Origin of the sequence: Ligilactobacillus salivarius, from assembly GCF_035231985.1 — a bacterium.
Classification (GTDB): Bacteria; Bacillota; Bacilli; order Lactobacillales; family Lactobacillaceae; genus Ligilactobacillus; species Ligilactobacillus salivarius.
Genome location: NZ_CP117983.1, coordinates 38,765 through 62,752, shown reverse-complemented (window position 1 = coordinate 62,752; position 23,988 = coordinate 38,765). Strand labels below are relative to the sequence as shown.

Annotated in this window: 15 protein-coding genes and 1 pseudogene; 3 read left to right on the top strand and 13 right to left on the bottom strand. The window is 35.5% G+C overall.

Annotated elements, in window-relative coordinates; all coding sequences use genetic code 11:
* Positions 1 to 57: 57 nt before the first annotated feature.
* From PTA89_RS00240 to yycF, 6 genes are all read right to left on the bottom strand, one after another.
* Positions 58 to 846 carry an MBL fold metallo-hydrolase gene (locus PTA89_RS00240; protein WP_227412327.1) on the bottom strand — a complete coding sequence of 263 codons (789 nt, stop codon included), beginning with the start codon at positions 844 to 846 and terminating at the stop codon, positions 58 to 60.
* A gap of 165 nt (positions 847 to 1,011) precedes the next feature.
* On the bottom strand, positions 1,012 to 8,268 hold the full coding sequence (locus tag PTA89_RS00235; protein ID WP_324177237.1) for a YSIRK-type signal peptide-containing protein: 7,257 nt from the start codon (positions 8,266 to 8,268) through the stop codon (positions 1,012 to 1,014).
* A gap of 324 nt (positions 8,269 to 8,592) precedes the next feature.
* A complete protein-coding gene (locus tag PTA89_RS00230; protein WP_324177236.1) occupies positions 8,593 to 9,393 on the bottom strand; it encodes a two-component system regulatory protein YycI in 801 nt (266 codons plus the stop codon).
* 11 nt (positions 9,394 to 9,404) lie between these two features.
* Positions 9,405 to 10,742: a YycH family regulatory protein gene (locus PTA89_RS00225; RefSeq protein WP_081533370.1), complete on the bottom strand. Its 1,338-nt coding sequence runs from the start codon at positions 10,740 to 10,742 to the stop codon at positions 9,405 to 9,407.
* Positions 10,732 to 12,597, bottom strand: a complete 1,866-nt coding sequence (gene walK, locus PTA89_RS00220) for a cell wall metabolism sensor histidine kinase WalK (protein WP_289555481.1) — start codon at positions 12,595 to 12,597, stop codon at positions 10,732 to 10,734. The genes PTA89_RS00225 and walK overlap by 11 nt, the downstream gene beginning before the upstream one ends.
* Positions 12,598 to 12,625: 28 nt before the next feature.
* Complete coding sequence (gene yycF, locus PTA89_RS00215) at positions 12,626 to 13,336, bottom strand: response regulator YycF (RefSeq protein WP_134354518.1); 711 nt, start codon at positions 13,334 to 13,336, stop codon at positions 12,626 to 12,628.
* Between the two features lie 262 nt (positions 13,337 to 13,598).
* On the opposite strand from yycF, the gene PTA89_RS00210 reads away from it, so the two are divergent.
* Complete coding sequence (locus PTA89_RS00210; RefSeq protein ID WP_255906432.1) at positions 13,599 to 14,702, top strand: alpha-hydroxy-acid oxidizing protein; 1,104 nt, start codon at positions 13,599 to 13,601, stop codon at positions 14,700 to 14,702.
* Between the two features lie 103 nt (positions 14,703 to 14,805).
* Entirely contained in the window at positions 14,806 to 16,002 is a 1,197-nt protein-coding gene (locus PTA89_RS00205; protein ID WP_324177235.1) for an MFS transporter, read from the top strand.
* Positions 16,003 to 16,100: 98 nt separating this feature from the next.
* Here PTA89_RS00205 and PTA89_RS00200 read toward each other — a convergent pair whose 3' ends face one another.
* From PTA89_RS00200 to PTA89_RS00190, 3 genes are read right to left on the bottom strand one after another with little or no spacing between them, the layout of a single operon-like run.
* Entirely contained in the window at positions 16,101 to 17,882 is a 1,782-nt protein-coding gene (locus PTA89_RS00200) for an ABC transporter ATP-binding protein (protein WP_324177234.1), read from the bottom strand.
* A complete protein-coding gene (locus PTA89_RS00195; protein WP_324177233.1) occupies positions 17,875 to 19,608 on the bottom strand; it encodes an ABC transporter ATP-binding protein in 1,734 nt (577 codons plus the stop codon). Before PTA89_RS00195 ends, PTA89_RS00200 begins: the two co-directional genes overlap by 8 nt.
* A gap of 11 nt (positions 19,609 to 19,619) precedes the next feature.
* Complete coding sequence (locus PTA89_RS00190; RefSeq protein ID WP_003705682.1) at positions 19,620 to 20,069, bottom strand: MarR family winged helix-turn-helix transcriptional regulator; 450 nt, start codon at positions 20,067 to 20,069, stop codon at positions 19,620 to 19,622.
* Between the two features lie 196 nt (positions 20,070 to 20,265).
* Between PTA89_RS00190 and PTA89_RS00185 the strand changes: the two genes are divergently transcribed.
* A complete protein-coding gene (locus tag PTA89_RS00185) occupies positions 20,266 to 21,657 on the top strand; it encodes a L,D-transpeptidase family protein (RefSeq protein WP_324177232.1) in 1,392 nt (463 codons plus the stop codon).
* 91 nt (positions 21,658 to 21,748) lie between these two features.
* Here the strand turns inward: PTA89_RS00185 and PTA89_RS00180 are convergent, their stop codons facing one another.
* From PTA89_RS00180 to PTA89_RS00165, 4 genes and pseudogenes are all read right to left on the bottom strand, one after another.
* A complete protein-coding gene (locus tag PTA89_RS00180; protein WP_034997573.1) occupies positions 21,749 to 21,949 on the bottom strand; it encodes a type II toxin-antitoxin system YafQ family toxin in 201 nt (66 codons plus the stop codon).
* 14 nt (positions 21,950 to 21,963) lie between these two features.
* Positions 21,964 to 22,179 (bottom strand): annotated as a pseudogene (locus tag PTA89_RS00175) (type II toxin-antitoxin system RelB/DinJ family antitoxin); the annotation flags it as partial.
* 115 nt (positions 22,180 to 22,294) lie between these two features.
* Complete coding sequence (msrB, locus tag PTA89_RS00170; protein ID WP_087251038.1) at positions 22,295 to 22,729, bottom strand: peptide-methionine (R)-S-oxide reductase MsrB; 435 nt, start codon at positions 22,727 to 22,729, stop codon at positions 22,295 to 22,297.
* A gap of 102 nt (positions 22,730 to 22,831) precedes the next feature.
* Positions 22,832 to 23,923, bottom strand: a complete 1,092-nt coding sequence (locus PTA89_RS00165) for an iron-containing alcohol dehydrogenase family protein (RefSeq protein WP_324177231.1) — start codon at positions 23,921 to 23,923, stop codon at positions 22,832 to 22,834.
* Positions 23,924 to 23,988 lie beyond the last annotated feature (65 nt).

Sequence of the window (23,988 nt, the reverse complement as noted above, 5' to 3'; positions counted from 1 at the left end):
GATCTAATTATGAAAATTTTGCGAACAAAATAATTAATTTTCTCTAAAAAACTTTCTTTATAATTGGATTAATGGAGTGGCTTGTTTAGGATCTGTATCACAAATTTCAAAGTCATGACCAACCGCTAAATCGTGTTCTTTCATGATATCTTCTACTGTGACATGCGCTAATGCCTTAACATTATTTTCCTGACTTAGATGTCCCAAGAATATTTTCTTAGTATTATTTCCCAAAACATCCATCAAAGCTGCAGCCCCATCATCATTCGACAAGTGCCCTGTATCACTCATAATTCTTTGTTTCAATGACCAGGAGTATGGTCCCATCCGCAACATTTCTGTATCATGATTACATTCAAATAGATAAGCTTCAGCATTATTAATCACACCAGCTACACTATCTGGGACATAGCCAGTATCTGTAACAATCGCAAATGAAGATTTTCCGTGATGTAACTCATAAAATTGAGGTTCAGCGGCATCATGCGATACCCCAAAGCTTTCTATATCTATATCTCCAATACTCAAAGTCTTTCCCATATCAAAAATATATTTTTGTTCTAAAGGAATTTTCCCAACTTTTGAACTCATTGCACCCCAAGTTCCTTGATTAGCATAGATATTCATTCCATATCTTCTAGCTAGGACGCCCACTCCCTTAATATGATCACTATGTTCATGTGACACTAACAAACTATCTACATCCTTCAAAGTTCTACCAATTGAATTCATCAATTCTTCGATCTTTTTCCCAGATAAACCTGCATCTACTAGTACTTTACTCTTAGGTGTTTCAATATATGTAGCATTACCAGTACTCCCACTTGCTAAAACGCTGATTTTCATTCCTTGATCTTCCACTTTAATATCTGCTCCCTAATTAGTTTCCAACGATAATAATAACAATTTGGACGTCATTTTTAAAGTCATCCGTTTTCATTTAAGAAATATCTAAAATTAAAAAAACAGATATTTCAAAGATTTATCTTCAAAATATCTGTCTTATAAAAACTATTTATCTTCTTTCTTTTTATATAATGATCCTAAACCAAATAGTCCTGCAATTGAAGCTAATGTTGCTCCAATAATAGAAACATTATTATCACTTGTATCACCCGTTTGTGGTAATTTTTCACTTGTTGATACTTTATTCTTAGCTGTTGCAGTAGCTTTACTTGGGTTAGCTGTCTTGTTCTCTAACTTATTATCTGAATTAGAATCTGTTTGATTACTTTGACTACTATCTGGTGTAACAACGATCTCTTTACCATTCAATGCATTTTGAGCAGTTTCTAGTGCTTGTAATAGTAATTGAATATCATTTGCATTTGCATCATTACCATTTTTAGCAACAACTTCTTTTGATAATTTAACAACTTTATCATACGCTTCTCTTAGTTCTGGACTAGCATTGAGATATCTCACAGTTACTCTAGTTTGTGCTGCTAATTCTATTGCAGCATGTAATTTAATCATTAAATCATCTAAATTCTTTGCCTTATTCACTGCAGTTGTAATTGCATTTTCTTGAGTTGCACTGTCAATTTCTTTCTTAGCAGTTACTTTTTGGGCATCGTTCAAATTAGCCAGATTATCAATAACAACTTTAGCAACTTGCTTGCTGTTATTAAATTTCTTAGCACCATCTAAGTTATCCTTAGCATTGCTTAGAGAAATAATCAAGTCTAAAACAGTCTTATAGTCAGCTTGCTTACCATTTAGTACATCAGAAGCAGCTTTCATAGCATCATCAAATGCTTTTTGCTTATCAGCACTTGCATTTACATATTCTACATTATTCTTGATAGATTCACTATCTATGGAAGCTTTCTTCAAATCACCCATACTACTATCTAAGTTTGTTGCTTTATCGCTTGCTGTGCTTACCTCTGCTAAACTGCTTGCTTGTTCAATAGCTGCTTTTGCTGCTGCTTTTTGCGCTTCATTTAAGTTATTTAACTTATCGATTGCGTCTTGAGCTGCTTGCTTAGCGTTTGCTAAATTGCTATCGCCATCCAATGTTGCTTTTGCTGCCTTTACTTGTTCTAAGGCTGCTTGTACTGTTGCACTATCCGCATTTGCTCCTTCTTTGGCTACAATTGCGTTTGCTGCTTCTACCGCTGCATCATATGCCTTTTGTGCTTCTTCATCGGCATTTGTATAGTTTACACTTGCCTTTGTTGCGTTAACATCTGCTACGGATTCTTTCAAGTCGCCCATGTTGCCATCTAAGGCTGTTGCTTGGTCACTTGCTGCAGTTACGCCTGCGGCGTCTGTCGCATTATTTACTGCTTCCTTAGCTGCTTCTTTTTGCGCATCATTTAAGTTGTTTAACTTATCAATTGCGTCTTGAGCTGCTTGCTTAGCGTTTGACAAATTGCTATCGCCATTCAATGCTGCTTTTGCTGCCTGTACTTTTTCTAAGGCTGCTTGTACTTCGGCACTATCTGCTTTTGTTCCTTCTTTGGCTACAATTGCGTTTGCTGCTTCTACCGCTGCGTCATATGCCTTTTGCGTTGCGTCATCTGCATTTGTATAGTTTACACTTGCCTTTGTTGCGTCAACATCTGCTACGGATTCTTTCAAGTCGCCCATGTTGCCATCTAAAGCTTCTGCTTTATTGCTTGCTGCAGTTACGCCTGTGGCGTCTGTCGCATTGTCTACTGCTGCCTTAGCTGCTGCTTTTTGCGCTTCATTTAAGTTGTTTAACTTATCAATTGCGTCTTGAGCTGCTTGCTTAGCGTTTGACAAATTGCTATCGCCATTCAATGCTGCTTTTGCTGCCTGTACTTTTTCTAAGGCTGCTTGTACTTCGGCACTATCTGCTTTTGTTCCTTCTTTGGCTACAATTGCGTTTGCTGCTTCTACCGCTGCGTCATATGCCTTTTGCGTTGCGTCATCTGCATTTGTATAGTTTACACTTGCCTTTGTTGCGTCAACATCTGCTACGGATTCTTTCAAGTCGCCCATGTTGCCATCTAAAGCTTCTGCTTTATTGCTTGCTGCAGTTACGCCTGCGGCGTCTGTCGCATTGTCTACTGCTGCCTTAGCTGCTGCTTTTTGCGCTTCATTTAAGTTATTTAACTTATCGATTGCGTCTTTTGCTGCTTGCTTGGAATCTGCTAATTTGCTATCGCCATCCAATGCTGCTTTTGCTGCCTGTACTTTTTCTAAGGCTGCTTGTACTTCGGCACTATCTGCTTTTGTTCCTTCTTTGGCTACAATTGCGTTTGCTGCTTCTACTGCTGCGTCATATGCCTGTTGTACTTTTTCATCTGCATTCTTGTAGTTTCCACTTGCCTTTGTTGTATCAGCATCTGCTACGGATTCCTTCAAGTTACCCATGTTACCATCTAAAGCTTCTGCATTGTCGCTTGCTGCATTTACGCCTGCGGCGTCTGTCGCATTATTTACTGCTGCCTTAGCTGCTGCTTTTTGCTCATCATTTAAGTTATTTAACTTATCGATTGCGTCTTTTGCTGCTTGCTTAGCGTTTGCCAAATTGCTATCGCCATTCAATGCTGCTTTTGCTGCCTGTACTTTTTCTAAGGCTGCTTGTACTTCGGCACTATCTGCTTTTGTTCCTTCTTTGGCTACAATTGCGTTTGCTGCTTCTACTGCTGCGTCATATGCCTGTTGTACTTTTTCATCTGCATTCTTGTAGTTTCCACTTGCCTTTGTTGTATCAGCATCTGCTACGGATTCCTTCAAGTTACCCATGTTACCATCTAAAGCTTCTGCATTGTCGCTTGCTGCATTTACGCCTGCGGCGTCTGTCGCATTATTTACTGCTGCCTTAGCTGCTGCTTTTTGCTCATCATTTAAGTTATTTAACTTATCGATTGCGTCTTGAGCTGCTTGCTTAGCGTTTGCCAAATTGCTATCGCCATTCAATGCTGCTTTTGCTGCCTGTACTTTTTCTAAGGCTGCTTGTACTTCGGCACTATCTGCTTTTGTTCCTTCTTTGGCTACAATTGCGTTTGCTGCTTCTACTGCTGCGTCATATGCCTTTTGTACTTTTTCATCTGCATTCTTGTAGTTTCCGCTTGCCTTTGTTGCGTCAACATCTGCTACGGATTCCTTCAAGTTACCCATGTTGCCATCTAAAGCTTCTGCATTGTCGCTTGCTGCAGTTACGCCTGCGGCGTCTGTTGCTTTATTTACTGCTTCCTTAGCTGCTGCTTTTTGCGCTTCATTTAAGTTATTTAACTTATCGATTGCGTCTTGGGCTGCTTGCTTATCATTTTCTAATTTCTTATCGCCATTCAATGCATCTTGAGCTGCTTTTACTTCTTTTAATGCTGCTTTTACTGCTGCACTGTCCGCATTTGTTCCTTCTTTAGCTACAATTGCGTTTGCTGCTTCTACTACTGCATCGTATGCCTTTTGCGCTTCTTCATCGGCATTTGTGTAGTTTACACTTGCCTTTGTTGCGTCAACATCTGCTACGGATTCCTTCAAGTTACCCATGTTGCCATCTAAAGTTTCTGCATTGTCGCTTGCTGCTTTTACGCCTGCGGCGTCTGTCGCATTATTTACTGCTTTCTTAGCTGCTTCTTTTTGCGCTTCATTTAAGTTGTTTAACTTATCGATTGCGTCTTGAGCTGCTTGCTTAGCGTTTGCCAAATTGCTATCGCCATTCAATGCTGCTTTTGCTGCCTGTACTTTTTCTAAGGCTGCTTGTACTTCGGCACTATCTGCTTTTGTTCCTTCTTTGGCTACAATTGCGTTTGCTGCTTCTACCGCTGCGTCATATGCCTTTTGCGTTGCGTCATCTGCATTTGTATAGTTTACACTTGCCTTTGTTGCGTCAACATCTGCTACGGATTCTTTCAAGTTACCCATGTTGCCATTTAAGGCTGTTGCTTGGTCGCTTGCTGCTTTTACGCCTGCGGCGTCTGTTGCTTTATTTACTGCTTCCTTAGCTGCTGCTTTTTGCGCTTCATTTAAGTTATTTAACTTATCGATTGCGTCTTGGGCTGCTTGCTTATCATTTTCTAATTTCTTATCGCCATTCAATGCATCTTGAGCTGCTTTTACTTCTTTTAATGCTGCTTTTACTGCTGCACTGTCCGCATTTGTTCCTTCTTTAGCTACAATTGCGTTTGCTGCTTCTACTACTGCATCGTATGCCTTTTGCGCTTCTTCATCGGCATTTGTGTAGTTTACACTTGCCTTTGTTGCGTCAACATCTGCTACGGATTCCTTCAAGTTACCCATGTTGCCATCTAAAGTTTCTGCATTGTCGCTTGCTGCTTTTACGCCTGCGGCGTCTGTCGCATTATTTACTGCTTTCTTAGCTGCTTCTTTTTGCGCTTCATTTAAGTTGTTTAACTTATCGATTGCGTCTTGAGCTGCTTGCTTAGCGTTTGCCAAATTGCTATCGCCATTCAATGCTGCTTTTGCTGCCTGTACTTTTTCTAAGGCTGCTTGTACTTCGGCACTATCTGCATTTGTTCCTTCTTTGGCTACAATTGCGTTTGCTGCTTTTACTGCTGCATCGTATGCCTTTTGCGCTTCTTCATCGGCATTCTTGTAGTTTCCACTTGCCTTTGTTATATCAACATCTGCTACGGATTCCTTCAAGTTACCCATGTTACCATCTAAAGCTTCTGCATTGTCGCTTGCTGCTTTTACGCCTGCGGCGTCTGTCGCATTATTTACTGCTTTCTTAGCTGCTTCTTTTTGCGCTTCATTTAAGTTGTTTAACTTATCGATTGCGTCTTGAGCTGCTTGCTTAGCGTTTGCCAAATTGCTATCGCCATTCAATGCTGCTTTTGCTGCTTGTACTTTTTCTAAGGCTGCTTGTACTTCGGCACTATCTGCATTTGTTCCTTCTTTGGCTACAATTGCGTTTGCTGCTTTTACTGCTGCATCGTATGCCTTTTGCGCTTCTTCATCGGCATTCTTGTAGTTTCCACTTGCCTTTGTTGCGTCAACATCTGCTACGGATTCCTTCAAGTTACCCATGTTACCATCTAAAGCTTCTGCATTGTCGCTTGCTGCTTTTACGCCTGCGGCGTCTGTCGCATTATTTACTGCTTTCTTAGCTGCTTCTTTTTGCGCTTCATTTAAGTTGTTTAACTTATCGATTGCGTCTTGAGCTGCTTGCTTAGCGTTTGCCAAATTGCTATCGCCATTCAATGCTGCTTTTGCTGCCTGTACTTTTTCTAAGGCTGCTTGTACTTCGGCACTATCTGCATTTGTTCCTTCTTTGGCTACAATTGCGTTTGCTGCTTTTACTGCTGCATCGTATGCCTTTTGCGCTTCTTCATCGGCATTCTTGTAGTTTCCACTTGCCTTTGTTGCGTCAACATCTGCTACGGATTCCTTCAAGTTACCCATGTTACCATCTAAAGCTTCTGCATTGTCGCTTGCTGCTTTTACGCCTGCGGCGTCTGTCGCATTATTTACTGCTTTCTTAGCTGCTTCTTTTTGCGCTTTATTTAAGTTGTTTAACTTATCGATTACGTCTTGAGCTGCTTGCTTAGCATCTGCTAATTTCTTATCGCCATTCAATGCTGCCTTTGTTTCTTTTACTTTTTCTAAGGCTGCTTGTACTGCTGTGCTGTCTGCATTTGTTCCTTCTTTGGCTACAATTGCTTTTGCTGCTTCTACTGCTACATCATATGCCTTTTGCACTTCTCCATCGGCATTCTTGTAGTTTCCACTTGCCTTTGTTGTATCAGCATCTGCTACGGATTTCTTCAAGTTACCCATGTTGCCATCTAAGTCTGTTGCTTGGTTACTTGCTGCTTTTACGCCTGCGGCGTCTGTCGCATTGTTTACTGCTTCCTTAGCTGCTTCTTTTTGCGCTTTATTCAAGTTGTTTAACTTATCGATTACGTCTTGAGCTGCTTGCTTAGCATCTGCTAATTTCTTATCGCCATTCAATGCTGCCTTTGTTTCTTTTACTTTTTCTAAGGCTGCTTGTACTGCGACACTATCTGCATTTGTTCCTTCTTTGGCTACAATTGCTTTTGCTGCTTCTACTGCTGCATCATATGCCTTTTGCGCTTCTCCATCGGCATTCTTGTAGTTTCCACTTGCCTTTGTTGTATCAGCATCTGCTACGGATTCCTTCAAGTTACCCATGTTGCCATCTAAGTCTGTTGCTTGGTTACTTGCTGCTTTTACGCCTGCGGCGTCTGTCGCATTGTTTACTGCTTCCTTAGCTGCTTCTTTTTGCGCTTTATTTAAGTTATTTAACTTATCGATTGTGTCTTGAGCTTTTTGTTTTTCTTCATCCAATGCTTGATTATTGCCATTTGGATTTTCTTCAGCTTTTTTTGCTAATTCATCATAAACATTTGGTGATCCATATTTATTTAATGTATCAATAACATCTTTCATCTTATCGGCATTAAATATATTCTCTGGGATAACTTGTTCTTTAGCAGCATTTAATTTTTCAAGAGCATCCTTTACATCCTGACTATTTGGATATTGGTTTTGCAAGAGCTTAATTTTATTAATTTGGTTGTTAATTTTCTCATTTGTAGCAGTAACAAGTTTTTCTCCATTTAAACCTATAAGTTTATCAACAAAAGTATCTGTAATTGTTTTTGGATTAAAAAGTTGTTCCTCTAATGCTTGATTTACCCAATAATCACCATAATCCGTCTTTTTTAAATCTAAAATTGCAGTAACACTATCTAAATTATTCTTATAATCAATTAACCTTTGTATTCTTTCTTTAGATACACTTGCGCCCTTATCGTGATAGTAATTGTAAATATCATCAACATTATATTTATTAGCTGTATCTGCATTAGCTGCTCGAGCAGCAAATAATCTAGGCTTCACTGTATTACTAGCACTATTTTCTTGTTCTGTATTTGCTACAGTAGTATCAGTTGTCTTATTTTCATTACTACCTGTTGTACTGTCTACATTTTCTTTATTAGCGGAATTTGATGTAGCAGTTGACTCGCTACTTTGCGTTGGCGTATTTGAGCTATCCTGATTCATACTATCCTTGCTCATCTTATCTGCACTTTGGCTAGTCACATCCGCTACATTTTGATTTGTCTTATCAGCATTTGATGTTGGTGTAACAACCTTATCAGTGTTTGAAGTTGATTCCGCACTTATTGAATTAGTTGTTACATTATAATTATCATTAGTATCGGCTTTTGCTTTAGGTGCATCTAACATTAGACCACCAAAAATTGTAAATCCAATTAAAACAGAAGCTGTTCTTCCAGAAATTTTTTTAATACTAAATCTTTGTTTTTCTTTATTACCGTTTGTTTTTCTTCTACTCATTAACCTCTTCTCCTACTTCTACTATTAATCCCCTATTTCTAGGCTTTATCACTCTAAAATGTTAGCAAATTGACAAAATTTTTTAACTTACTCAATTGCATGAGTAAAGTATATTATATCTTTAAAAAAAGTTCAAAGAAAATTATATCTAAAACAATATTTTATTCAACTTTTTTCGCTTACTATATTTAACGCTAATTATTCTATTCTTTATTTTCAACTATTGAAATAGTTTGAAATTGCTCTAAACTAAAAAATACATAAAAAAACACTAAAGAGCTCTTCACTCTTTAGTGTTCCTTACTTATTAAATTTGTTCTACTACTAATCGTCCATAATTGCACCAGTGAACGCATTTAAGCGTCGATATTGCACAATTCCAGATGAATCACTCTTAATCTTCACATTCCATGTTGGAATTAAAATTGTATTATTATTAGCTATCAACAACTTAGTATATCCTAGTTTTACCCATTCAACAGTAGAGTTAGCCGGAATCTTGTTATATTGATACAACAAAATAACTGCTCGTCTCTGGCTAATCGTCTTCTTCACTTCTCTTAATTGATGAACTTTAGCGAGATGACGTTGAGTATAACCTACAACATAACCACCTTTAACCGTAAATCTCAATTGACCCTCAGGTGTATAGATTGGCTTTCCATGCACCATTTGCGTATAAACAATGGTATTTTTACTTGATAATTCTTTAGAGTATGCATAGTCTTTCCCATGAATTATCAAGCTCGCATCATCAACTACTGAATTTAAAGTTTTTTGTGGATTATCGCTATCATTTATTTTAATTAACGTGGTAAAATCACCCGTCAATTTATGATCATTGTATGTCCAGGTAACGTAGCGTAAATCAGTATCAGCTTTATTCTTCAAATCATCGCTATTAGGACTTGCAAGATAATAACCTTCACTAGCTCGATTCGACAATATCGGATTTATTTCAATCTGATCATTCCGAATACTCTTCATAATCGTTTCATTAGCACCCTGGTTAGAATTCTTTATTGATACTACAGACCAATTTTGTTGAAAGTAGGTAAATATCAAAAAGATATCGAGAACTATGAAAGCTAGAAAGAATATCCACTCAATTCGTCTAAAATTCATACTTCATTCACCTACTTTCCAAAATTTTGAAATAGTTGTTCATAATCAATCCATCTGCCATCAACTTTTATTAGGTAAGTTGGTACCAGATCCACGACTTGACTTGAACTATCATTACGTTGCCAAGAGTATGCGATTTTTATAGCTCTTACACGATTAGAACTATAACCTATGCTTGATAAGCGATTTAAAATATCACTCGTTGATGGTAGTGTCTTTTGCTTATTAGTATTTGGCAATGGTACTTGTAAACCATACAAAGAGAACATAAATCTTTGTCCATTTGAAGTAACATTTTGTAAGCTATAAGTCCCATAATTATACTCTGAAACAATTGGAAATCCTGCAATATAGTTACGATAAATTACTTCGCCAGTCTTACTCTCATAATTAGAATATCTAACATCATCTAATGTAACTCCTAGAGAATTAAGCTTGGCTAGATTAATCTCTAAAGTCTTACTAAAGCTGACTTTTGACTTATTTTTATCATTACTATCATAATTGATATATTCGACTTCACCATGTTTATTATCAACTGTCATCCTCTGATTGGCGTCATCAGAATAAACCGTCTTACCATCTTGTTGCTTAGTTGTGATTGTCGCTGAAGTGTTAGCCCCCATCAACTTAGCCACCATATTACCAGCAGATTCTTTATTAATTAGATAGCTATATTCGTTTAATTTTACCCCTTGCGGATATGTCCAACGATAGCCATCACCTATATTTTCCAAAGCAGTTGCTACTGACTGAGTATGCTTGTCTTTAGTCAATGCCATTAAAGATTTAACATTCAGATTTTTCACACTTACTCTATAAATATTTTGCTTCTTACTATTTAAAAAATAAATTGTATTTCCTGAATTACCAGTTGGAATAATAATCTGATCGACATTATCTTTATCTTCAGTAATCTTTTTAGGTGCCTTATCAAACAAAATGCACACATACTTTATTGGCAATACATCTGGGTAATTCAAAATCAAACTATGACTTTGATTAACTGTGGCCAAATATTTAGGAACATTTTGCTTCGCTACGGTTTTTAATGATGTTATTTCAACTCTATTCATAATCTTTTTAGCTTGATTAGTAATATCTGAATGATAATTGAAATACTGATATTTCTTAGTAGTAGTTTCGTTATACATCAAGCTCGTTGGAGTATATACATCATCTAGCCTTTTATTTGAAGCATTCGTTACACCACTGCTTGTATCAACTGGTGTACGTCCAACGTTTTGAAAGAAGGTAGTAGGATTAAACCAGATTAACCAGGTAAAAGCAATACTGATAACAACAGTCAAAATTAAACCCAGATGTAACATCCATGTCCTAATTTTCATCCCACAAATCCTCCTCACTATATTCTTCATATGGTAAAGAAATATAGAATGTTGAACCTTTACCTTCTACACTATCTACCCAAATGCGACCATGATGAAGTTCAATTACTTCTTTAGAAATCGCTAATCCTAACCCAGTTCCTCCTTGAGCTCTTGAACGTGCCTTATCAACCCGGAAGAAACGATCAAAGACATGATCTAGATCTTTCTTTGGAATTCCTAAACCTTGGTCACTGATACTTAGAATTACATTATTGTGTGTTTCCAATAAGCGACAAGTGATTACCCCACCATCTGGAGAGTACTTAATCGCATTATTCATGATATTGTCGACCACTTGAATGAATTTATCGGTATCTAACTCTACCCATAAATCACGTTTAGTAAAGTCACGTTTAATCGTGTAATTCTTAGTTTTAATATCTCGCGTATCAATCTTATCTTTCTTCAACATCATGTCGAAACGATCCAGAATATAATTTACTAGTCCATTGATATTAACTAATTCTAGATCTAATTTTACAGTTCCAGAATCCATTCTCGATAAGCTTAGCAAATCATTAATCATACGTATCATTCTGTCAGTTTCATCTTGTGTAACCTTTAAAAATTCTGGAGCAACTTTTTCATCTCTCCAAGCGCCATCATTCAATGCTTCAATGTAACTACGCATACTTGTCAAAGGTGTACGCAATTCATGGGAAACATTAGAAACAAATTGCTTACGTTCTCTATCAATCTTTTGTTGTTCCGTAACATCGTGTAGCACGCAGACAATCCCTGAAATAAAGCCAGATTCCCTTTGAATAACTGAGAAATAAGCATTCAAGATTAAGTCTTTTTCACCTGATATATCAAGGACAACTTCATCTTGTTTTTCTAGCAAATCTCTTAACGTATATTGGTTACGAATATCCAAAATATCTAAGATTGACTTACCTAATACTTCGCCTTCAGAAATATCGAGATAATTCATCGCCATATCATTAACAATCGTTATCCCACCACGTCTATCAGTCGCAATCACACCGTCAGACATATGCGATAGCACACTGTCCAATCTTCTTCTTTCTGATTCAGAAAGCTCCTGAGTTTCTTCAACACGAATTGATAAATTATTTACAGCTTGTGCTAATTGACCTAATTCATCATTTCCATATTGATGTACGTGTCCTGAGTAATCTCCACGTGCAATCCTAGCTGTTTGCCGTTTCATTTCTTCGATTGGCTTAGTAATCGAACTTGAAACAATAATCGCTAAAACCATACCGATAACAATCGCAATTAACGAAGCAGAAGCAAAGATCACTACAACATTATTTACCGAGTCATATACACTTGCCATATCTGCCCGAGTATAAATCGCCCCAACAACTGTATTATTATTGCTTGATACATTCAGCAAAGGTGTGATTGAAATGTAATATTGCTTATTATCATTTCGATTATAAGTCGTCTCTGTATATGTACGACCTGTATAAAGCACGCCTTTAACTGCACTATTTGTTGTCTTTTGCCCGATTAAAGAACGACTATTTACATCACTATCTCCCCTGATAGTGCCTTTCGCATCTATTACTTGAACTTCTTGAATATTAGCGTTATTAATATCATCCAAGATGTTCTTAATTTTAGTGTTAGCCCCTTCTGTATCCGTCCTACTCAAAGCAACTATTAATGAATTTTCAACATAAGTAGACAATTCCACTCGTTGTTTGAAAGATTTTAAATTATCATTTTTTAGTTGTCTAACAAATATAGCCCCAACAATTTGAAAAGTTATTAGTAATAACAATGCAAATACAAGGGCTATTTTAAAATGGATTGAATGGAAGAAGCGAACTTTTTTATTCATATTTTCTGCCTCTATCATTCCTTACCACCTATTCAACTTCTGGATTGCGTAAATAATAACCTACACCACGACGTGTTACTAACCAAGTTGGACGACTGGGATTATCTTCAATTTTTTCTCTTAAACGACGAACTGTTACGTCCACAGTACGCACGTCACCAAAGTAGTCATATCCCCAAACTGTTTGTAACAAATGTTCACGCGTCATAACTTGACCTAAATGTTGAGCTAAGTAATGTAATAGCTCAAATTCGCGATGAGTTAATTCAATTCTTTGACCATTCTTAGACACAGTGTATGCTTCTGGATGAATTGTCAAATCACCAACAGTAATTTCAGAATTCTTGTCATCTTCAGCAGAAGACTTTGCGACTACTGCTGATTGACGGCGTAAATTAGCCTTAACACGAGCTACTAATTCACGGTTAGAGAAAGGTTTAGTTACATAGTCATCTGCACCTAATTCCAAACCTAGAACCTTATCAATTTCAGAATCCTTGGCTGTTACCATAATGATTGGCATGTCATGTGTCTTACGAACTTCACGAGCTACTTCTAAGCCATCAATTTTTGGCAACATCAAGTCAAGTAAAATTAAGTCTGGTTCTACTTCCTTAACTTGTTGTAAAGCTTCTTCACCATCATAGGCTGTATAAACATCATAACCTTCTTTGGTTAAATTAAACTTCACTATATCTGAGATGGGTTTTTCATCATCTACTACAAGTATCTTTTTCATAGTTTAATACCTCCTGTCTACTAGTTTTAGCAGACATCTTATAAACAGAATAAAATTTCTCATTCTGTACCATTTTCAATTATAACCTAAATTATGTAATCAAACAAAAATTACCTGAATTCGATTAGTTTTAATCAGTCATTCAAACAGTTTATTTGCCAATTCTCAAAAAAATATATTCAAAAAGATTGTACACAACTAAAAAAATATGTATAATATCAATGAAAACGTTATCATTTATATTTTAAGGAGATGATTTTTTATGAGTAAGTCATATATTACAGGATCGTTTGAAGGACATGTTGATTTTATCAACTACCAAGATTTAGTAGAAGGTGCTTCTAAAGTTATTCCGGGTCCATCATTTGGTTATATCCACAGTGGTGCAGAAGATTTATATACTTATGACCAAAATGTAACTTCATTTAACCATAAGCTAATTGTTCCACATGTCTTAATGGATGTTGAAAAACCAGATACTTCTTTTACATTTGATAATGATGAATTAACAGCTCCTATCATCATGGCTCCTGTTGCGGCTCATGCTTTAGCACATGAAAATGCAGAAGAAGCTTCCGCTAAAGGTGTTTCTGACTTCGGTACTATTTATACAGCAAGTTCATTTGCTTCACGTTCCCTAGAAGATATTCGTGCAGCTGCCGGTCCTTCTTCTCCTTTGTGGTTCCAATTCTATATGAGTAAGGATGACGGAATTAACTTGAATATTATTGATATTGCTGAAAGAAATGGGGCTAAAGCTATTATTCTTACAGCTGATGCTACTGTGGGTGGAAATCGTGAAACTGACCGCCGTACAGGTTTTACTTTCCCTGTTCCTTTACCAATCGTAAAAGAATATCAATCAGGCGTTGGTCAAACTATGGATACAGTCTACAATTCAGCTAAACAAAAACTAAGTCCTAAAGATGTTGAATTTATTGCATCACATTCTAAATTACCTGTATATGTAAAGGGTGTTCAAGCACGTGAAGACGTTAATCGTTCCTTAGATGCCGGTGCTAAAGGTATTTGGGTATCTAATCACGGTGGTCGTCAATTAGATGGTGGACCAGCCGCATTTGATTCATTACAATATGTTGCTGAAGCTGTTGACGGACGTGTTCCGATTGTTTTTGATAGTGGTGTACGCAGAGGTCAGCATATTTTCAAAGCTTTAGCTTCTGGTGCTGACTTAGTTGCTATAGGTCGTCCAGCTATTTACGGTTTATCTTTAGGTGGAAGTACTGGTACACGTGAAGTTTTTGAACATCTAAAACATGAACTAGAAATTGTTATGCAACTTGCAGGAACACAGACCATTGAAGATATTAGAAATACTACTTTACGTAATAATAATTTTATTTAACAATTAATCTTCTTATTTTGACACTGATATAATTTTTAGACCACTAAAGAACTTTCTTAACTTTTCAGTTTCTATAATCTAAAGAATGGTAGGTGATTTTATCATGAAAGAAGTAAGTCATAAAACTGGGATTTTAATGTTCTTTACTCTTTTTGCAGCTTACGTTACTTTTGCAGCTAGTTGGGTTGGCGGATCAAACTTAGGGCCACAAATTATTCATACTTATTTTGGTGGTAACGTATCACCAGTTATAGGTCAAGTTGTCAACTATACTATTACAATTGCACGTGTTATTGCTAATTTTCTGGCAGCTCTTGTTTTAATGAAATTAGGTATTAAACGTGCTGCTCAATTTGCATTACTACTATTATCTTTTTCTTTAGTTGCTGCATGGATGCCTAATTATTGGATGTATGTTGGTGCACGTATGCTTATGGCTTTAGGTGGTTCAATGATTATGGTTTATATGAATCCAATTGTAGTGAAATTCGTATCACGTGAGCAAAAAATCTTTTATTCTTCTTTTATCACAGCTTCCTATAATATTGGAGCCTTTATTATGGCTGTTGCATTTGTTTTATTTGCAAATGCTATGCGTTATAACTGGCGTATTACTTTAAGTTGCATCGCTATTTTAAGCATTATCTTCTTCACTATTTGGTTATTCAAATCTGAAGATTTTGCAACATCTAGTAATGAACAAATTGAAAATGATTATTCATATAGTATAGCTATTAAAGATTTATTTGTATGGAAGTTTTCAATTGGATTTAGTGCATTTTTATTCCTATATGTTATGACCCTAACCAGTCTTCCTCCTACACTTACTGGATTCTTTCCAGGTTTTAAGTCTGAAGCAATGATTTGTGCCGTTTCTGGTGGTGGTATGATAGGTACTCTATTAATGCTTAAAGTTAAACTTGAACGTAAGCGTAGACCAGTCTTACTAGCTTTGGGAACTATTGCGATTGCCTCAATCTCTATCGCAGTATTCTTTGCTGGAACTGCACCTATTATTTCATATTTTCTTTTATTTATTGGTGGAATTGCTTTATTTGCTCAGTATCCTATCTACTTAAACATTCCACATGAATTACCAAATATGACTCCTCAAAAATCCACTTTAATGTTTGGAATTATTTGGGCTTTAACCTATGGAATGTATACTATTTTAAATATCATCTGGAGTTTAGTTCTTGGTTCTAACGGTTTAGTAGCATCTAATGTCTTTTATATAGTTGCTTCTTGTATTTACTTAGTTGCAATTATCTTTTTACCAGAAACTTATCATAAAAAATAAATTGTCTACTCTTTTTTATAAAATATTTTTATCACAAAAAATGGCGTATACCATCTACAAAAATTGGTATACGCCATTTCCATTTAGAAATATCAATTTCATTCAAATGCCATTTGATTTGTATATAAGTTGTAATAAAATCCCTTTTCTTTCAATAATTCTTCATGACTACCTTCTTCTAAGACTTTACCGTCCTTCAATACCACAATCTTATCAGAATTAATAATAGTCTTTAATCTATGTGCAATCACAAAACTTGTCCTACCAGCAATCACTGCATCCATCGCTTTTTGGATCTTTTCTTCAGTTACAGTATCAACATTTGATGTTGCCTCATCCAAAATCAAAAATGGTGGATTAGTTAATATTGTTCTTGCGATTGAAATTAACTGCTTCTGACCAGTTGAAAAGACGGAATTTTCATCGTTAATTTCAGTATTATATCCTTGTGGTAAAGTCATAATAAAGTCATGAATATTAGCTTGTTTAGCCGCTTCTTCTATTTCTTTTTGGCTGGCATTTGGTTTGCCATATTTAATATTATCTGCCACAGTTCCTGAAAAGAGAATTGAATCCTGTAAAACAATTCCTACATTATTACGAAGTGATTCTAAAGTTAAATCTCTGACATCTACATCATCAAAAGTTACTTTTCCACCTGTAACATCATAGAAACGGTTCAACAAGTTCATTACGGTGGTTTTCCCAGAACCAGTTGGACCAACTAATGCCACTGACTCACCTTTATTCACAGAAATATTAATTCCATGCAAAATTTCCTTGTTTTCATTGTATCCAAAGTGAACATCTTCTAACTTAACTCCTTTTTCAAGTGACTTAAGTTCTTGTCCTGTTGGAACTTGGTTTTCTTCAGCTTGTTCTTCAATTGTTGCTAGACGTCTACCACCTGTCAGTGCTAATTGGATCATGGAATAAATAGAAGTTAACTGAGTTAAAGGTTGGAAATAAGTCTGTGAGTACTGTACGAAAGTCACAATTAACCCTAAACCAACTGCTCTACTATAAGTTCCGTCAACCACCCATAATGAACCCATCGCAATCACAATAGATAGGTTCAATACTGATAGACCTTGCATCATTGGGAAAAGAATTCCGGAATAAAATTGTCCTTTAAACATCGCATCGCGAACTTTTTTATTGTGAACTTTAAATCCTTCAACTGATTCTTCTTGTAATCCATTTGTGATAATTACTTTCTGACCATTAATTTGTTCGTTAATGTAGCCATTTAGATTACTAATTTCATCTTGTTGAGCATCTAAATACTTGCGTGCCTTTCTCATAATTATCCAACTCAAAACTACAACAAATGGAGTTGAGGCCACTGTTACTAAAGCTAATCTAACATCTATTCTGAACATCATCCATATCGTTCCAATAAACAGTGCTGTTTGCGAAATAACTTCAAATACCGCATTGTTCATCGCATTAAAGATATTATCCAAATCAGAGTTAAACAATGACAATATCTTTCCATCTTGATGCGTATCAAAATACTTAATCGTCATCTTCTGTAACTTACCAAATAAATTCTCACGCATATTATTAGTTGAATGAGCATTAAATCTTGAGGTAATAACCCATGTAAATAGCATGATAATCGCGTTTAAAATAAAGAAAATCAGCATTAATTTCAAAGCTTGGTAGAAATCATCCATTGATGCTGTTGCCCTAGTAGCTGGATTGAAATACTGTTCTACATATTTTGTTAATGCTGTAAGTGCCAAACCTAAGTAATGTGGGGCTTCAACTTGCGCCCACGTAAAAATGATTGTAAATAGCACTACCAGCGTAATTCCCTTCCAGTAAGGTCTTAAATACTTAATAAAGTATCTTAACGATTTTCTAGTATCACTCAATGATATCACCTGCCTTTTCTCGTGCTTTTTGAGTTGCATAAATTTCTTGGTAAATTGGTGAATTTTTTAGTAATTCTTGATGAGTTCCTTGAGCCACCAATCTACCATTATCCAAAACAATAATCTTATCTGCATTCATTACTGATACAATTTTTTCAGCAATAATAAATGTTGTCGTATCCTTTAATTCTTTTTCTAAAGCTTCTTGAACTAGCTTTTCAGATTTAGCGTCCAGTGCTGAAGTTGAATCATCTAAAATTAAAATCTTAGGCTTTCCCACTACACCTCTAGCTATTGATAGCCGTTGCTTTTGTCCTCCTGAATAGTTAGAAGATCGTTCTTCTACCTCGTGATCAAAAGTATCTTTATACCGACTAATGAATTCTTGTGCCTGTGCAATTTGCGATGCACGTTCCAATTCATAGTTAGTTGCATCTGCTTTTCCTTGACGTAAATTGCTGGCAATTGTACCTGAAAATAGAATTGCTCTTTGTAAAACATACGATACAGTATCACGTAATGACTTCTCATTCACATCACGTAAATCATGTCCACCAATCCTAACTGTTCCTTCAGTCGGATCGTATAAACGTGGCAATAATTGAGCTAAGCTAGATTTTCCTGAACCAGTCGCACCAACAATTCCCACCATTTCGCCTGATTTAACTTTAAAAGAGATATTCTTTAAGATTGGTTTATCTGCATCTGGATAAGCAAAGGTAACATTGTCAAATTCAACATCCCCATCCAGTTCTTCTACAAGTGCATCATCTTTAAAGACAACATCAGGTTGAGTCTCAAGAACTTCTTTAATACGTTTTAAAGAAACGCCCCCACGAGCGAAAATAGACATTACAAAGCTACCAATCATAATGGCATACAATAGTTGCATAATATATGTTACATAAGAACTAATTACCGCAATATCACTTGGATGATCGAGAATTGAGCCACCAATCAAGTAAATCGCAGCTGCAATAATAACATATGCAATTAATTCAAAAGATGGAATAACTGTCGAAAAAAGATATCCTATTTTCAAGTTAACATTATTTAAATTGTCAGATGTTTGATTAAATTTATCAATCTCTTGTCCTTCTTGATTGAAAGATTTAACCACACGAACACCTTGTAAATTTTCTTTAGCTTGCGTATTTATCTTATCCATCAAACTTTGAACTTTATTGAATAAATTTCCCATTTTTTTGAAAATAATTCCCGTTATTCCCATGATTAAAACAACCATCAGAACTTCCAGCCACCATAAACGAGGAACGGTTATTATCCCCAAAATAAAAGCACCAACTAAAATCAATGGTACGCGGAAAACTTGCATAAATATAGTCATAATCATATTGGTAACTTGATTCATATCATTAATTAGACGTACCACTAAGCTACCGGTGGAGAATTTCTCAATATTTCCAAAAGAAAAATTTTGAATCTTCGTATACACTTCTTCACGCAAATCACTGGTTACACCCTGTGCCACTCTAGCAGCCGAGTAGACATTAACAATCCCAGCAATAATTCCCACAAGAGCTAAAATTATTAATTGAATTCCGTAGTTTCTAACTCCTGCTTGATTGTCTTGCACTATTGCAGTCAGCACATATTGCAGTAATCTCGGTTGCCAAACCGCGACAAATGCGACAATAAAAATTGAAATAATTGCACTAAGAACTTCTTTTTTATAGTTCTTAAAATGTGCCATCAAAATCTGCATCTTCTTACCTCTCATTCTTCATCTTTGTATTTTTTGAAATTTAAATTCCATTCTTCTAGTAATTCATTTAACTGTTCTATTTTCTTTTTTCCCATTTTCATAATAATTTTTTCTTCAATATCTAGTAATGGTTGAATTTTTAACTTCGCGTACTTCTCACCCTCCTCTGTTAAAAAACAATATTTTACTCGGTTATCCTTTTCATCTTGTTCTAAAGTAAGATAACCTTCATCTCTTAGTTGTAAGATTCCTTTATTAATTGATTGTTTAGGAAGATTAGTTCTCTCTACAATTTGTTTTTGAGTTAATCTCGTATGTAAAAGTAATTCATATAAAATCACACTACGATAATCAGTTAACCCATGTTTTTGATTCCAATCCTTGTATTCTCTAGCTCCTTTAGCGATCAATAAATCTAATCTTGATGTCAGTGTTTGGACTTCATCTTTCGTAATACTCACCTCAAACTAAAATTAGTCCTTGTGTAGACTTTTTTAAAATAAAAGAATTATAGTCCCTATAGAGATTATTGTCAAAAAATCTGCTTTTCGCAGAATTTTAATACTTTGTACTAACAAATTGTTAATTTAATGTATATAATACTAATTAGAGAGATTAGATTGTGTACTTTATGTTTTACAGATAGTTTTTTATGGGGTGATTTTTATAAATAAGGGAACTAAATGGCTAGCTGCAGGTTTAGGCGCTGTAGTCCTTATCTGTGGTGGCTCATTCTTCTATCAAAAGCAACATTTCAATCGTAATATCGAAATCAATGGTGTTAAAGTTGGAGGAATGTCAGTCGCTGGAGCTACGCAAAAACTCAAAACAACTAAATTAAATAACAATGTATATCTAGGGGAAAAATTACTTGTTAAGGGTAGCGATCCTACCAATTCAACTAATTCTGTTTCTCAAGAAAAGGTTCAAGAAATTTTTGACAAGCAATTCAGCCTTTTCCCATCTGGTCGCAGTTACGACTATCAGGCTAAAGGCGATAGTGATTACTCTTATCGTAAAAACGAATTGCGTGCAGCTGTTAAAAGCGAACTCGAACGTTTAAACGTTAGTCGAACAGCTCCTAAAGATGCCTATGCAGAGTTAAAGAATGGTTCTGTCCATGTTATTAACGCTAAAAAAGGTAATCAATACGATGTTAATAAAATTATGCAAGAATATGATAAGCAATTTAGCGATAATCAAATAAAACTTACTACTGCCTACACTCAACCAATTAGTGCTGATAGCAAGCAAGTTCAAGCTGATAAAGCTAAATTAGAAAAATTAGCTGATCAAAAAGTTAATTACACTGTTCAAAATAAGACTTATACTTTAGCTGCTAAAGATGTCATTAATTCCGCTAAAATTGTAGATGGAAAATATGAATATGATGCTGCTAATTTAAAGAAGAAAATTGATGATATCAACGACAGTCAAAGTACACTCGATAAGAATCTCAAATTCAAAACAACTGGTGGATCCGAGATTACCTTAGATAAGGGTACTTATGGATGGGCTCTTAGTCCTATCAAAGCTACTAAGTCTATTACCACTGCTTTTGAAAAGGGTGATTCTGATCTCAATGCCAAAAGTGATATATATGGTGAAGGATATACCGAAAATGGCTTAGGATATAACACTACATCTAATAATGGTATCGGAAATTCTTACGTTGAAGTTTCTATTTCCCAACAACACGTATGGGTATATAAGAATGGTACTCAAGTTGCTTCTCTTAACGTTGTTACTGGTACCAATGATGGAAACTATAATACTCCTACTGGATTGTATTACATCATGTACAAACAGACTAATACTACACTTCGAGGTAAAAATGCCGACAACAGTGCTTATGCAAGTCCCGTTAGTCGTTGGGCTCCATTTACTTTAGATGGATGTGGTTTCCACGATGCTAACTGGCGTAAAAATTGGAGTAGTACTGCTTATCTAAATGATGGATCACATGGTTGTGTTAATGTTCGACCTTCGCAAATCAATCAAATTTACGATAATGTTGAGCAATATGAACCTGTTGTTATTTATAGCTAAAGTAAAAAGACATTCAGAAAAATTCTGAATGTCTTTTTTTGGGCTGTATTGGAGAGATTTTTTATTGAAATATCCTCTTCGTATAAGAGAATCACTTCAATTCACCCTGAAATAAGTCTTTATGAGTGCCAATCCTTATCATTCTTATAGTAAGATTGGTTTTATGTGGATTATAGATAACTAACACATCTACCTTTCCATTAGATAAATGGTATTCTTGATTTCCATTATAATTGCCACCTCTATTATTCAATGTGTGTGGCTTACTTATCTCATTAACTATTCCATACATCGAAAGTTCTTTAAAGCTTCCGCTAAAATCATTGCTTTTCTTGTTGTCTCATTAGGAATATCATTACTAGATGTTGAAATTTCAAAAGGTATTTTTTTCTTTAATACCAATTGCTTGACTGCCATTGTAAAATAAGCATTTATGTTCAATCCCATAATATCTAAGTCATGTGTTAATTCTTTTTTAAGTTCTTCATCTAATCTAATAGTAGTTGTAACTGTTTTTGCCATATCATCACCTCATTTGTATATTACATATAGCACAAATAATATACAAACGAAAGTAAATTACAATATTAATAGAATAGATTTCTTTATTTTTTCAGACTATTTTTACACCTCGAAACTATTCAAATAATTTCTTATACTCTCCGTATCCCTTTTCATCTAATTCAGCAACTGGAATAAATTGTAAAGCGGCTGAATTTATGCAGTATCGTAAGCCACCTCGATCTTGTGGACCATCATTAAAAACATGTCCAAGATGAGATTGTGCCTGACGACTTCTAACTTCTACGCGATGCATCCCGAATGAATTATCTTCATGATTTGTTACCATGCGATTATTAATTGGTTGAGTAAAAGCAGGCCAGCCACAGCCTGAATTATACTTGTCTTTAGAGGAAAATAGCGGTTCTCCACTAACAATATCTACATAAATTCCATCTTCAAAAAATTCATCATACTTGCCTGTAAAAGCACGTTCAGTTGCTGCATTTTGCGTAACTTGATACGCTTCTTCACCAATTCTTTGTCTCAATTCTTCTTTTGTTTCTTTCATTTCAGACACCTCACATTCTAAATTTATCATAATTCAAAATGTGTTGGACACAAAATAATTTGCTTAGATTTTCATAGACTATTTTTACACTGTGAAAAGTCGTTAAATCTTTTCACTACCCATTCTATCTGCTAATTTAATTGCTTCAATATATTTTTCTTTATCAAATGGTGTATGCTTGTATTCATTCGTTTGCATTGCAAGTTCTGTTATCTTTTCCGCATCGCTAACCTTTAATCCTATTTCTTCCAATGTTACTGGTAATCCCAATTTTTTATTAAAAGCAGCTACTTTCTTTAATTCCTCTAACTCATTGAAATAAGCATGTAACACCATTACCCCGAAGGAAACAACTTGTCCATGCAATGGTTCTTTTTCCTTTTTAATCGCTGTTGTTGCATTGTAGAAAGCATGAGCATGGCATGAATTATAGTAAAAATCATCTTGATTTACCAAGTTCGAAGCATAACCTGTTGAAACTACAATATCCAGAGCTACTTCTTCGATAGCCTTACTTACAGTTCCATTCTCTACATCTTTAATTCCTTGTTCCCCATACTTATAGAAAGCATCTTTGGAAGAAGCTGCAATTGCTGCACCTAATACTGCTGTATGAGGCAATTCCACACCACGTTCAACTGCTGCAGCTACCGCATGTTCTACTTCAGGAGCCTTACTAATACCATCGCCTACTCCTGCCCAGAAATATTCTTTCGGTGCTTTAGCAATCACGCTTGTATTGATGAAAACATGTGCTGGTACATCTGGATATCCATATCTATCAAACGATCCGTCTTCCTTATATAAAACAGAAATACCCGTCCCAGCTGAACAATTTGAACAGATTGTTGGGAATGTAAAAATAGTCTTATCTAAATCCTTTGCTACCATCTTTACAGTATCTAATGCTCTACCACCACCAAAACCAAAAATTATATCTGCATCTTGAACCTCAGATTTTTCTACTAATTTATCTATATTAGACTGAGTTGCATTTTTTCCGTAAACAAAGCTTCCTGTTATATCAAACCCGTTATTTTCCAAAATTTTTTCCACATCTGCTTGTGAACTTTTTAATGCCTTTTCTCCACCAATGAAAACAATCTTATGTACTTTATACTTGTCTAAAACTTCTGGAATTTCTTTAAAACAATCTGGGCCATAGCTATAGTTACTCATATAATTTGTTGTCATAGTAAAACCTCTTTCCGTTGTAAGCGTTATCTATGACTAAGTTACCATCTTTCAATATCTTAGGT